This window comes from Chryseobacterium viscerum (assembly GCF_025949665.1).
In the GTDB taxonomy this organism is placed as follows: domain Bacteria; phylum Bacteroidota; class Bacteroidia; order Flavobacteriales; family Weeksellaceae; genus Chryseobacterium; species Chryseobacterium viscerum_A.
The window spans coordinates 2,966,650-2,980,035 of sequence record NZ_JAPDFT010000001.1; the positions used below are offsets into that span (position 1 = coordinate 2,966,650).

General features: G+C 37.5%; 8 protein-coding genes. 1 reads left to right on the top strand and 7 read right to left on the bottom strand.

Translation table 11 applies throughout. The annotated features are described in order from the left end of the window. Positions 1-120: 120 nt before the first annotated feature. From OL225_RS13375 to OL225_RS13385, 3 genes are all read right to left on the bottom strand, one after another. Positions 121-582 (bottom strand): hypothetical protein, encoded by a 462-nt coding sequence (locus tag OL225_RS13375; RefSeq protein ID WP_264518589.1) that lies wholly within the window; start codon positions 580-582, stop codon positions 121-123. Positions 583-660: 78 nt separating this feature from the next. Beyond that, a complete protein-coding gene (locus tag OL225_RS13380; RefSeq protein ID WP_047377142.1) occupies positions 661-2,022 on the bottom strand; it encodes a DUF5458 family protein in 1,362 nt (453 codons plus the stop codon). A gap of 20 nt (positions 2,023-2,042) precedes the next feature. After that, positions 2,043-2,489: a type VI secretion system contractile sheath small subunit gene (locus OL225_RS13385; protein ID WP_047377213.1), complete on the bottom strand. Its 447-nt coding sequence runs from the start codon at positions 2,487-2,489 to the stop codon at positions 2,043-2,045. Positions 2,490-2,842: 353 nt separating this feature from the next. Here OL225_RS13385 and OL225_RS13390 point away from each other — a divergent pair, with 353 nt between their 5' ends. Beyond that, on the top strand, positions 2,843-3,889 hold the full coding sequence (locus tag OL225_RS13390) for a hypothetical protein (protein ID WP_047377143.1): 1,047 nt from the start codon (positions 2,843-2,845) through the stop codon (positions 3,887-3,889). Positions 3,890-3,950: 61 nt separating this feature from the next. On the opposite strand, the gene OL225_RS13395 is transcribed toward OL225_RS13390, so the two are convergent. From OL225_RS13395 to OL225_RS13410, 4 genes are all read right to left on the bottom strand, one after another. After that, positions 3,951-6,047, bottom strand: a complete 2,097-nt coding sequence (locus tag OL225_RS13395) for a M13 family metallopeptidase (protein ID WP_047377144.1) — start codon at positions 6,045-6,047, stop codon at positions 3,951-3,953. A gap of 335 nt (positions 6,048-6,382) precedes the next feature. After that, positions 6,383-8,440, bottom strand: coding sequence for a M13 family metallopeptidase (locus OL225_RS13400; RefSeq protein ID WP_047377146.1), 2,058 nt, complete (start codon positions 8,438-8,440; stop codon positions 6,383-6,385). Positions 8,441-8,627: 187 nt separating this feature from the next. Next, entirely contained in the window at positions 8,628-12,026 is a 3,399-nt protein-coding gene (locus tag OL225_RS13405) for a polysaccharide deacetylase family protein (RefSeq protein ID WP_264518590.1), read from the bottom strand. A gap of 87 nt (positions 12,027-12,113) precedes the next feature. Continuing rightward, on the bottom strand, positions 12,114-13,364 hold the full coding sequence (locus OL225_RS13410) for a CinA family nicotinamide mononucleotide deamidase-related protein (RefSeq protein ID WP_264518591.1): 1,251 nt from the start codon (positions 13,362-13,364) through the stop codon (positions 12,114-12,116). Positions 13,365-13,386 lie beyond the last annotated feature (22 nt).

Here is a 13,386-nt window from a genome sequence, read left to right on the forward strand (position 1 = left end):
GTGAACTTTCAGTTTATCCTCAGTATGACATTGCTAATACTAATTGCTTTCCAAAGGTATTCACATTTTCATAACGAACATAGTTCACGAAGCATCTTATATATTATGCAAAGATAAAATTTATTTATCAGCTTTTACAGAATATACGGGAGCTGCTTTTAGCCATTCATATTTAAGGTTTCTGTCTTTAGCTATAAAACGGTAACCTTCCAGTTTTTTAAGGTAAACATACATGGAATCGGTATTTTTCATCTTCAATTTATATTGGGATAAAAACAGCATTGGCATTTCTACGGTGGAATCTCTTACTGTTTTCAGTACTTTTCCCGATCTTACTTTGTAAAGGAAGAATGATTTTCCACGGCCTTTTGAGCTGTCTGCCAGTTTTACCTCTGAGCTTGCGATAACCAGCTCACTGCCATCAAAGCATTCATCTCTATTCATGATATATGCTTTTCCTTCCTGATGTTCGTCTGCAAAAAGATCGTTTTCGTATTGTCCGGGACTTTGGTATTTTTTTTCACAGCTTATCAAAATCACCATTAATATAGCAGGTAAGCTAATGATAAGTTTCTTATTCATATTAAATTTCATAGGTGTTGGTTGAAAAAAAACCGATGTAAAGTTGCATCGGTTTTTGATATATAAAGTACGTTTATGTTACTCCTGAGTGTATTCTGCATCCCATTCGTTACCATCATCTCCTTTGTGTCCGTCAAGTTTAATAACGAAACTTTTTGTAGGGAAATAAGGTGTCATACGGATATCCAGCCATACTCTGTCTTTGTTTACTCTATCCTGCTCGAAACGAACAATTTTGAATTTTTCGATCAATTTGTCCGGTCCTTTGATATTATCAAGGAAGGTTACGATCTGTCTTCTCAAATCATCTTCGTTTTTAGCATTCCAGTTTTCAAAAGCTCTTCTGTTAAGGAAGTCAAGCAATACTTTGGTTACATAGTCGAATACACGAACTACGGAATACGTCTGAAGACCAATATTGTCTCCTGTAAATAATGTCTTCGCTGAGAAGGCCATAATTTTTCCGTACTCGTTTACCATTGGTACAAGACCCATTTTTTCCAACTGAGAAATTTCACTTTTCTTCAATTCAAATTTTACAGCGTCTACTTCGTTGATGTTACCATGTTTTTTACCTGCTGCTACCTGAGACATCAGGGTTTTATGGATTTTTCCTGCTAGTGAAGTGGAAGGTGGAAGTTCTACGTTTTCTTCTTCTCCTACTTCTTCTGCTTTACCACGTCCTACCAGCCAGTTACACGTCATAATAACGTTACTTCTGTGAAGTTCACCTCCTGTAAGATTGGCAGAGTGGAATAAATCTACTACGTCATCCGGCTTATCAAGGTTAGCGAAGTCTGTAACCATCATTACTTTGTTTTCGTTACAGATTTTTGCCCATTTCTCGATGACCTTATTGGATCCTAAATATCCTGGTATTGCAAGGATTGAGTAGTTATCTCTAAGGTCAAGACGGTCGTAATAATTTTTAAATTCTTCTGAGATTGCATCAATGAACAGAGGATTATCCAAATCTGAAACCTGTTCGATGCTTGCGTTTACAATACTTACGTTGTCCACTTTATCCAATTCTGTATTTTTGTAGAATTGAGCTACTGTTCTGTAGTTGGTTTCCAACAGACGAACGGCATCCAGTGTATTTTTTAAGTTTGTCTTTAAGTTTTGATCGGCCTGCTGTGCTTTACTTTTGCACGTATCAGCCATTTTATCTGCAGATTCGCTGCCTTCTAAAAGGTTTACCCAAAGATTGATCTTCTGAAGAAGTTCTTTTCTTTCATCTGCTTTATTGCTGTCATTCAGGAAGATTTCTTTTCTTGCCTTTCTTGTTGGGTTCATATTGGCAATACCGTCTACAACGGATTCAACAAAGCCAAATCCTCCCATTTTATTGAGCTCTGCAAGCGGGTTGCCTTTCGGTTGTCCCGAGTGCTGCTGCTGACCCTGCTGCTGGCTTTCTTGTGCCTGTAATTTGCTATCCATGATTTAATGTAAGTCTTTAATTATTTTTCAAGTTCTTGTGCCACTTCTTTCAATACCTCTATGAACGCAGCTCTTGTCTGATCGTTCTCCAGCATATTGCGTAGAATTTTGTTTGTTTTAAGCTGACGTACTATTTTATTGTACTGCTCCTGCTCCATGCTCAGCTGCTGCAGATAATCTGACTTCTGAGTAAGGCTTTTAGGGGTAAAGTCTCCAAGGTTTTGAAAACGGAATTCTTCTTCTACCATTCCTCCGTCTTCTGTTTCGTGTTGTACCGATATTGAAGGCTGAAAATGTTTGAAAACGTCTTCCACTGTTTTTAATCCTGTTACGATTTCAGGGGTATAAGACTCTTCTGTTGTAAGCTGGCTTACTATCAGTGATTTATTTTCCTGTATTTCCTGAATAGCTTCATTAGCGTCTACTTTTACTTCGTTTCCGCCAACACCATAATTAAACATTGCCATATTATTGTTATTTTGAGATTTCTTATTCTGGTTTGGATCTGTCTTTGAGTAATTTACAGATGAATCAAATAAATTACCAATCCAGTGTTTAAATTTAAAAAAAAACTGTAACATAAAAAATTTTACTAAGATTTTTCTTGAATCATCTAAATTTATCTACATTTATTCAACATAAAATCACCATATTACGATATCACTAAGCTATGAAAAAATAAATAAAAAAATTCAAGAAAAAATAAATAAAATTTTTGTTCGCTTTATTCTTATACAAAAGTATCCAATGAATGTTAAAATAAGGATTCCTCAGTTATTACAAAAAATATTCTTTATATTTAATCAAAGTGAACAGTGTCATGAAAGATGTAAAAATAGCGTTCAGAAAACCGATATTTCCAGTTTCAGAAGCATTACAGCAATATTTGGAAAAATATAACAGAACTACCAAGATTAAGTTTTTGTATGAAGACCTTCTAAGGTTCAGTGACAGTGTGAGTATTCTGGATAAAGACGGAAAAGATACTTTGTGGCTTGGGGTATTGTATCCTGAATTTGAGTTTAAAGAAATAGAAGCCAATTTAAATAAGATTTATACTCTACTTCATTCTGATGGAGACATCGCTACTTTACCTTATCTGAAAGTGGATACAATTGACTTTTGTACCTTCGGAAATTCTAAACCTTTTCGGGTTCGGGTAAGAAATATCCTTAACGATAATTATACTTATTTTTATATTAAGCAGGCGGATGCTTCCCGAATATTCGGGCTGGAACTTGAAGATTTGCTTTCTCCCAACCGGATTAATTTTCTGGTTTACAAAAACACTTTGATTGAAGAACATATTTTGGGAATTCCCGGGGATGTTTTTATCCAAAAGCATATGTTCAACTGTACGGAATTGGAAAAGGCACAGATTTCCAAGGAATTTGTGAAATTCAATGAGCGCTGCCTTATTGGACTTCTTGGTGATATGCGTTCTTATAATTATGTGATTATTCCCATACATGATTTCGACCAGGTAATTTACAGAATTCGTCCTATTGATTTTGACCAGCAGTCTTATGAGGGAAATCTGAAAGTCTATCTTCCACAGTATTTCAAAGAAAACAGTCAGATGGTGAATATGGTATTAGAAAAGCTGAAGCCCAGTTCTATAGAGCAGTACCGTAAAGAGGTACGTTCACAGATCGTAAAAAGAGTAACGAGCAGCCAAAACAGATTTGATGAACTCATTTCTATTATGAAAAAAGATAATATTGCGCCGGAAGCCAATGTTAAAGAACTAAAGACCGCTTTACAAAAACTCACTTATGATGTGAATTTCAAGTATTGTACAACCATGGGAGATATTATAGAAACCGGAATAAAATTTGTTCTCCGGAATTATAAGAAAGAATATTAAAAAAGAGAATCCACCTCATATTGAGGCGGATTCTTTCTTTTCTAACAATTTTCAGGTAAAATTACCAGATTTTTATTCTGTCCTGAGGAGCTTTGTATAGTTTATCTCCCGGCTTGATATCAAATGCTTTGATGAATGAATCCTGGTTTACCAGTGGTCCGAAAGCTCTGAACATTCCCGGAGAGTGCGGGTCTGTTTTCACCTGATTGATCATATATTGATCGGTAGCTTTAGTTCTCCAAACAGTAGCCCAGCTCATAAAGAATCTCTGATCCTGAGTGAATCCGCTGATCTTACCTGGATTTCCTTTGTCTTTTAAATACATTTGAAGGGCATCGTAAGCAACAGCTACTCCACCTAAGTCACCGATGTTTTCACCGCTTGTAAATTTACCATTCACAAAGCTCCCTTTTACAGGCTCATAAGCACTGTACTGAGCTGCCAGCTGACCTACTTTTGCATCAAAGTTTTTACGGTCTGCATCACTCCACCAGTTATTAAGGTTACCATCTCCATCGAAACGGGAACCACTGTCGTCAAATCCGTGAGAAATTTCATGACCGATAACGGCACCAATTCCTCCGAAGTTCACTGCTGCATCAGCTTTAGGGTTATAGAAAGGCGGCTGAAGAATAGCTGCAGGGAATACAATTTCGTTATTTGATCCGCTGTAATAAGCATTTACAGTTTGTGGAGACATTCCCCATTCTGTCTTGTCAACAGGTTTTCCTACTTTATCTAAACTTCTCTGGTACTGCCATGCTGCTACATTCTGAAGGTTAGAATATAGTGTAGCACCTTCTTTTGGAGAATCTACTTTCAATTGAGTATAATCTTTCCATTTATCCGGATATGCGATTTTTACGGTAAACTTGGAAAGTTTTTCCTGAGCTTTTACTTTAGTTTCAGGAGACATCCAGTCTATGTTAGCGATATGTGTTTTGAATGATTTTAAAAGGTAATCAATATAAGTTTCCATCTGCTTTTTAGCTTCCGGAGTGAAATATTTGTCTACATATAATTTCCCGAACGCTTCTCCAAGAACGCCATTCACAAGGGTAAGCCCTCTTTTGTTCATTGGACGCTGCTCTTTCTGGCCCTGTAAATATTTAGCATAGAAATCGAATCTGATCTGCTCTAAGCTGTCATCCAGATTGCTTGCATTTCCGTTGATAATATGATATTTCAGATAATCTTTCAGCAAAGGAAGGTTTTTCTGTGTGATGAACTGATCCATATTCTGATAATATTTCAGTTCTCCTATGATTACTCTGTCTGTATTTACACCTGCATCTTTCAGGTATTTTGCAAGGTCTACATTCTTAACAACACCAGATAACTCAGATACATTTTTAGGATTGTATCTTAAATTGGCATCTCTGTTCTGCTCAAGTGTCAGCAAGTAATTGGCAAGCTGTTTTTCAAAATCAACGACATTCTGTGCAGCCTGAGTAGAGTTTTTATATCCTAAAACTCCGAATAGTTTTCCAACGTAAGTCTGATATTCTGCAAGTGTTTTAGTGTTTGCTTCGTTTACTTTCTGGTAATAATCTCTTCCCAATCCCAGATCCGGACCGCCAAGATATACAGCATTCATATTGGAATTTTTCATATCAGCACCTACTCTCCATCCATAGAAAGAGTTGTCTCCCAATCTTGTAGCTTCCAAAAGGTATTTCTGAAGGTCACCAAGACTTTTAATAGCATCTACTTTGGCAAGATCAGCCTTGATAGGCGCCAGACCTTCTGCATTTCTCTTATTGGTATCCATAAAAGAGGCATACAAATTCTGGATTTTCTGCCCTTCAGATCCGGCAGGATATGATTCTGTAAGGATTTTGTTTAATATATCTAATGAAGCATCATCCACATTTTCTCTCAACGCATTGAAAGAACCCCAATTGGCTTTATCGGAAGGAATCTGAGTAGTCTTCACCCAATTTCCGTTCACATAGCTAAAAAAGTCATCCTGTGGACGGACACTGGTATCCATATACGATAAATTGATCCCCTCCTCTTTTGCTTCTTCTTTTACCGGTTCAGCCACTTTTGCTGTAGCTTCAGTTTTATTCTCTGTCCCTGCAGTCTTAGCTGCACCACACGAATTAAGAAATACAATACCTGAAAGGGCAAGTATTCCAATATTTAGCTTTTTCATTAAAGATAATTTTTGATTTTACACAAACTTATCAAATATACAAACTTTAATGATATGTAATGAATGATAATTGATATATGGGAATGTAAGGTTAAAAATTTAAAGTTTTGAGTTTAAGGTTTAAGGTTTGAAGTTAATGGGGAGAACACCCCGTCAAAAATTCTTTGAATTTTTGCCACCCCTCCGAGGGAGGGGAATGATAAAAGCCGTTATGACAAAGGTACTCTTCCGATTCCCTAATCCCTAATCTCTAATCCCCATAACCTTTTACCTGCTACCTATCACCTGCTACCTCCTAAAAAACAAAACCGCCCATTGCTGAGCGGTTGTTATTTTTACCAGATTTTGATTCTGTCTTCCGGAGTTTTGTATAGTTTGTCTCCTTTTTTCACATCGAATGCTTTGTAGAAGGCATCAACGTTGATAAGCGGACCAAAACTTCTGAAATATCCCGGAGAGTGCGGGTCAGTTTTCACCTGATTCACCATATATTTCTCACTGGATAATGTTCTCCAAACAGTTGCCCAGCTTAGGAAGAATCTCTGATCCTGAGAGAATCCACTGATTTTTCCTGGGTTTCCTTTATCTTTTAAATACATTTGAAGAGCATCATAAGCGATGTTTACTCCACCTAAGTCAGCGATATTTTCACCGTTTGTGAAAGTACCGTTTACAAAAGTTCCTTTTACAGGCTCATATTTATCATACTGAGAAGCTAGAGCTTTTGTTGCTTTTTCGAAGTTCGCTTTATCTTCAGGAGTCCACCAGTCTACTAAGTTACCATCTGCATCGAACTGTGCTCCTGAATCATCAAATCCGTGGCTCATTTCGTGACCGATAACAGCACCAATACCTCCAAAGTTTACAGCAGCATCAGCTTTAGGGTTGAAGAATGGCGGCTGAAGTATTGCTGCAGGGAATACAATCTCGTTGTTTACCGGGTTGTAATATGCATTTACAGTCTGTGGAGTCATTCCCCATTCTGTTTTATCTACCGGCTTACCAATCTTAGCTAAGTCTTTGTTGTACTGCCATTCTCCAATGTTCTGAAGGTTTTTATAAAGGTTTCCACCATTTGCTTCAGAAAGGATATTTAACTTTGAATAGTCTTTCCATTTGTCCGGATAAGCAACTTTTACAGTGAACTTATTCAGTTTCTGCATTGCTTTTTCCTTAGTTGTAGAAGACATCCAAGCTAAGTTATTGATGTGAACGGCGAAGCTTTTCTTTAAATAGTCGATCAATTCTACCATCTGAGCTTTTGCTTCAGCAGGGAAATATTTCTCAACATATAATTTTCCGAAAGCTTCTCCCAAAGAACCGTTGATCAGCTCAAACCCTCTTTTGTTAAGAGCTCTTTGCTCCTGTTGTCCTCTAAGGTATTTACCATAGAAAGCGAACTTCATGTTTCCTAAGTTTTCACTTAAGTAAGAAGCACTTCCGTGGATCATGTGGAATTTCAGATAATCTTTAATTACAGGAAGATTCTGAGCATTTACTAATTTATCAAAATTCTTATAGAATCCTAATTCACTGATAATTACTTTGTCAGAATTTACTCCTACTTTTTTAAGATATCCCGGAAGATCAACATTTTTTACCAAAGCAGAAAGTTCAGCCATCGTCTTAGGATTGTACTGAAGTGTGTTATCACGGCTCTGCTCGTTTGTCAGGTAAGTTTGTGCGATACTTTTTTCATAATTTACGATACCTTTTGCTGCTTCATCAGCATTTTTGTATCCTAATTCTTTTAACATTGAAGCTACATATTTCTGATATTCAGCAATGGCTTCTGTATTTTTTTCGTTTACTTTCTGATAGTAATCTCTTCCCAAACCTAAAGAAGCGTTTCCTAAATAAACTGCGTTCATTTTAGAATCTTTAAGGTCTGCATCTACACCCCATCCGTAAAAAACATTCTCTCCTTCTTTGGTTACCGATGTAAGATAAGTCTGAAGATCTGCCATATTTTTAATGGCATCAATTTTATTCAGATTTTCCTGGATAGGCTTGATTCCGTCTGCATTTCTCTTCTCCATATTCATGTAAGTAGCATACAGATCCTGAATTTTTTTACCTTCGCTTCCGTCAGCAAATTTATCTTTCAGAAGAGAGTTCAGGATTGTCATGGAATTGTTATCCGTATCCTCAGCCAGTTTATTGAAACTTCCCCAAGTTGGTTTGTCAGATGGAATTTTGGCAGTTTTCATCCATGTTCCACTTACATAGTTGTAAAAATCATCCTGAGGACGCACTGAAGTGTCCATCAAGCTAAGGTCTAAACCTTTGTCTGTGTTATTTACTGCTACTTTAGCAGCTTTAGCTTGTGCGCTCATAGTCGTCTGAGTACAAATCCCTGCTATTAAAAACAAAGAAAGCGTTATTTTTTTCATTATGATAACAATTTTTAGAATATGTATGATTTATTTCTTATTTGTTACTTTTTAAGCAAACAAATTTAAACAAATAACATTACAGCATTATAAAAATTTATAAAAGATGAAAGCTGGGAGAAGGAAGCTGGAAATTATGAAAATCATACAATAACTTCCAGCCTCATTCTTCCGGCTTCCCAGCTTCTTAAGAAGCTGCTATCTCTTTTACATTCCCGGTTCTTTTCAGGAATCCCCAGGACTGCATTTCGCCTTTCAATGCTTTTCTTAAACTTTTAAACAATACAATATACATCAACCATCTATACCCGAATCTCTGCGGAATAATATACAACAGGTTGATTAATTTTTCTCGCTGCATGATGAATGCCACTAAAGCTAAGGAAGCATCCACCAAAAGGAAGATCAGATAGTAGGTAAATATTTTATCACCGTTTCCGGACAGAATTCCAAAGAACATAATCACATCCGCCAGCGGTGAGAAAAATGGTATGATATATTGGAATAATAAAATATTCGGCATTGCCCAAAGTCCCAATCCTTTATATTTGGGATTAAGGAAAGTCTGTCTCTGTTTCCAGAACATCTGCATGATCCCATAGGTCCAGCGGAATCGCTGTTTTAAAAACTGACTCGCGGTTTCCGGAGCTTCAGTAACTGCAACAGCTCTGTTTTCATTGGCAACCGTATATCCTGCTTTTAAAATCTTAACGGTAATATCACAATCTTCCGCTAAGGTATCGGATGAATAGCCTCCAGCTTCCATGATCACAGATCTTTTGAATGCACCGATAGCTCCCGGAATGACAGTAATCGCATTGATATTTGCATATGCCAGCCTGTCAAAATTCTGACTTGTCGTATATTCTATAGCCTGCCATCTGGTGAGCCAGTTGACTCTGTTTCCAACTTTCACATTTCCTGCTACTGCTGCAATTTTTTCTTCCGGATCTGAGTTTAAAAATCTTGCAATCAGATATTTTACAGCATCCTGCTGCAGTTTGGTATCAGCATCAATACATACTACATATTCTGCATCAGTTTCTGAGATTCCGAAGTTTAAAGCTGTGGCTTTTCCACCGTTTCTTTTGGTGAAAATTTTCAGTTTCGGGTGATCCGGAAATGCTTCCAATGCTTTTTCATAAGTAGAATCTTTACTTCCGTCATCTACCATAATAATGTTAAAATTAGGATAGGTCTGCTTCAACAGATTATGCAGAGAAGAAACAATATTCACTTCTTCATTATAAGCAGGTACAATGATGGAAACTTTCGGATAGGATTCCAAAATCGGAAATCCGCCCAGTTTTTTTTCTTTTTTTTTTTCTTTAAAAGCCCAGTACGCCATTAATACCAGTCTGATTAGTCCTAAAACAATGAAAATGGTAAATAATGCAACCAGAAAATGACTTATTCCATAAATAATGGTGGCCAGTACAAGGTTAAGCTGCATGATATAATATGACTTTGTTTTCGGAACCTCAGGCATCAGTTCATTTCTGGTTTTATGCAGAATACTGGTCAGGTTTGTAAAATGATAGCCCTGTTTCTGAAGTGTAGGGATCAGAATTTTTAAAGCTTTTACCGTTTCTTCTCTCGTATCTCCACCGGCATCATGAAGAAGGATAATATTTCCTCTCTGTAGTTTGAGCCCGGCCATTACCCGTTTTACAATTTCATCTGCTTTTATTCCCGGCTGCCAGTCCTCAGGGTCTATGTTTTCCCCAATATCAAGGTAGTTTTGCTGTCTTGCCAGTGCTACCGGAATAATCTCTTCTGAAGTGGTAGGCTCAGAGTCTGCGTTATAGGGAGCTCTGAACAGAATTGTACTGTGCCCCGTTACGCATTCTATCAGTAATCTTGTCAGTTTCAGTTCCAGCAAAGCTCTTTCCGGGCTTACTTTCGCTACATTTTCATGGGTGAAGGTGTGGTTTCCGATTTCGTGTCCTTCACGATAAATTCTTTTAACAAGCGGAAGGTTCTTTTCTGCATTTAATCCTACTAGAAAGAATGCAGCCGGAACATGGTATTTAGACAGCACATCCAGTATCTGCGGAGTATAGGTCTCATCCGGACCATCGTCAAAAGTAAGCACCAGTTCTTTTTGTGGGGCACTTCCATATTTTTTCACCTCATAAGAGCTTGGGTAGGTAATATAATTTTCGTCTGTGATTATTTTTTCTTTCGGATCAATTTCCAGTGCTATTTTTCCATCATGCGGCGTATTCAGAACATCCAGCACTTCTCCATCACCGATATAATCCACCATGGTCTGCCCTTTTACATTTTCCAGGGTTTTCAGATTCAGCTTGGAAAGACCGCCAAACGTAAGGTCTTTATCATAAAAATTCCAGACTCTGCTGTCTTCACTTCCCAGTCTCCAGAGTGCTGTTCCTGCCAATGGATATTCTGAGGAGAAACGCATTGTATTGAAAATAGAAGCCGCATCATTGAAAAACACAGTGTGGGTTAAATTTTTAGAATCAGTATAAGAATAATTTAAATTAAACGTATTGTCATTAAAATCAATGACAGCTTTACTGGCACTGGCTTTTGTAATCGCCTGCATGTAGGTAACAGAGGTGTTATCATCTGTATTGGAACTCCAGTCGTAGCCATAAGCTCCCAGGCCCAGTATAATTTTTTGCGGAGAGGTTTGTTTTACAATTTTTCCTGTCTGTTCTTCTATCCATTTTTGAGAAGAAACCGGACCGGCATCACTTCCTGCAGAATATTCGTCATAAGCCATCAGCACAAAGTAATCTACATAAGGATTCAATCTGGGAATGTTGTAATCATCATTATCCGTCATGATATCCATCGTCACCAGCAGCTGGTTCTTTTTGAAAGTTTCTGAAAGCTCTTTCATAAAGGCAATCAGGTTTTCATCAGAATTAAGGTTCATATCCTCAAAGTCAATATTAATTCCTTTGAAATGATATTTTTTACACTGCTGGGTAATTTTTTGGATAAGATTTGTTCTTTTCTGAGGATCATTAAGCACTTTCACTAATCCTTCCGAATGAAATTCCTGATCAGAGTTGTTACTCAACATTGGCATTGCAGCAACTCCTGTTCTTTTGATCACTTTATATCCTTCCGGATCCACATTGGTTTTCAAATCACCTGTTTTGGGATCAAGGAAAAACCATTCTGGGAAAACCAGATTAACGTGTCTGATATTTCGTTTCAGAGACATCAGAGACTGGGGATCCCATGCTACATAAAATGCAGACCGGATTCCTCCTGGAAACTGAGCCCAGTTTCTGTTCTGATTTTTATATCTTTCTGCTCTCGCCTTCTGGATTTTGTCGAGATTGGTATGGATTGTTTTTTCTGAGATAAAGCTTCTGAAACCTTTATATTCTTTGGAAATTTTATTCTCCTGAAGATAGGGTTTATTGGCCGTAATTACAGCTTTGTAATCCTCTTTAAAAGGAATTTTAGGACTTCTGTCCAGAGTCATCATCAGCCCCAAAGCAAGCAAAAGCAGAATTCCTACAAAGATAAAAATACGGCTTCCCCATTGTACACTTTTCCAACGTTTCTTGCTGTTGGTCTGAAAAATCTGATTGGAATTTTCCACGATTTTGAAATTTATTGAATGACTCTCAAAAACTGTGAAAAACCCTACTAAAATTAATTAAAAAAAAATTAAAAAACAGAAATGTATCTAACTGTTTATAAGAAGGCTTACAAGATCCTGAATCACCTTTTGAGAAACGAAATCCATGAAGTCTACTCTTTCCAGATGCGGCATATATAATTTGGAGGTTACCGTTTTCTCATGAATTCTTATTGTGTAGTAAACCGTCCCAATATCTTTACCGTCTTCTCCTTTTCCCGGGCCGGCTACACCAGTTGTGGAAAGGGAAATATGGGTTTCAAACAATTCCTGGCAGCCTTTTGCCATTTCCTGAGCTACCTCTTCACTTACCACAGTAAAATGATCTACGGTTTCTTTAGAAACATTCAAAATTTTAATCTTCTTTTCTGTAGCATAAGCCACCATTCCACCAAGGAAATATTTTGAACTGCCGGAAACTGAAGTAATCATTTTTGCCAGTTCCCCTCCGGTACAACTCTCAGCAGTGGAAATTGTCAAGTTTCTTTCCGTAAGCATTTCTGCCAGAATATTTTCAATTTTATCTTCAGATACTGCTATGACATGGCCTTCTACCAGGGGAAGCAGCTTCTGAATTTCTTCTTCTGTTCTTTCTTTCAATAATTCTTCATTATCACCGGAAGCCGTCAGGCGGAGTTTTACACGAGTGCCTACCGGAAGATAAGACAGTGCTGTATTTTCCGGAAGTGCAAGTTCCCAATCTTCAATTTTGTCTGCAAGGATACTCTCAGGAATTCCCACTACGGAAACAATTCTGGTATGAATATAATGAAGGCTGAATCTTTGCTGCAAATAAGGAATAATCTGATCTTTAATAAGCGGTTTCACCTCGTAAGGAACTCCCGGAAGACTATAGCACAGCTTTCCGTCCTGCTCCATCATCATACAGGGTGCCGTTCCGTAATGATTCTGAAAAACAATGGATCTGGTGGGTACAAAAGCCTGTTCTTTGTTTCTTTCGAGAATATCTGCCCGTCCTCTTCTTTCCATATAGTCTTTAAGATGGTTGAACGTTACCTCATCCAGGGCAATTTCATCATTGAAATATTCAGCCAGTGCCTTTTTGGTTTTGTCATCTCTGGTAGGCCCCAGCCCTCCTGTTGTAATGACTAAGTCGCCTGCTTCAAAAGCAACACCGAGTGCCTCTTTAATGGTTTCAATTTCGTCTGAGATCGTAAGAATCTGAGTAACTTTTATTCCTATGTTTTTAAGTTCAGCAGCAATAAAATTAGAATTGGTATCTACCGTATTTCCCGAAAGGATTTCATCACCAATTGTAATCAGAACAGCTTTTTCCATATGCTTTTTTGTTGAAAAAAAT

Bases quoted from the DNA above. Each gene is read 5' to 3' on its own strand.
- OL225_RS13385 (WP_047377213.1), bottom strand. From the start codon at position 2,489: ATGGCAATGTTTAATTATGGTGTTGGCGGAAACGAAGTAAAAGTAGAC.
- OL225_RS13400 (WP_047377146.1), bottom strand. From the start codon at position 8,440: ATGAAAAAAATAACGCTTTCTTTGTTTTTAATAGCAGGGATTTGTACT.
- OL225_RS13390 (WP_047377143.1), top strand. From the start codon at position 2,843: ATGAAAGATGTAAAAATAGCGTTCAGAAAACCGATATTTCCAGTTTCA.
- OL225_RS13395 (WP_047377144.1), bottom strand. From the start codon at position 6,047: ATGAAAAAGCTAAATATTGGAATACTTGCCCTTTCAGGTATTGTATTT.
- OL225_RS13410 (WP_264518591.1), bottom strand. From the start codon at position 13,364: ATGGAAAAAGCTGTTCTGATTACAATTGGTGATGAAATCCTTTCGGGA.
- OL225_RS13380 (WP_047377142.1), bottom strand. From the start codon at position 2,022: ATGGATAGCAAATTACAGGCACAAGAAAGCCAGCAGCAGGGTCAGCAG.
- OL225_RS13375 (WP_264518589.1), bottom strand. From the start codon at position 582: ATGAATAAGAAACTTATCATTAGCTTACCTGCTATATTAATGGTGATT.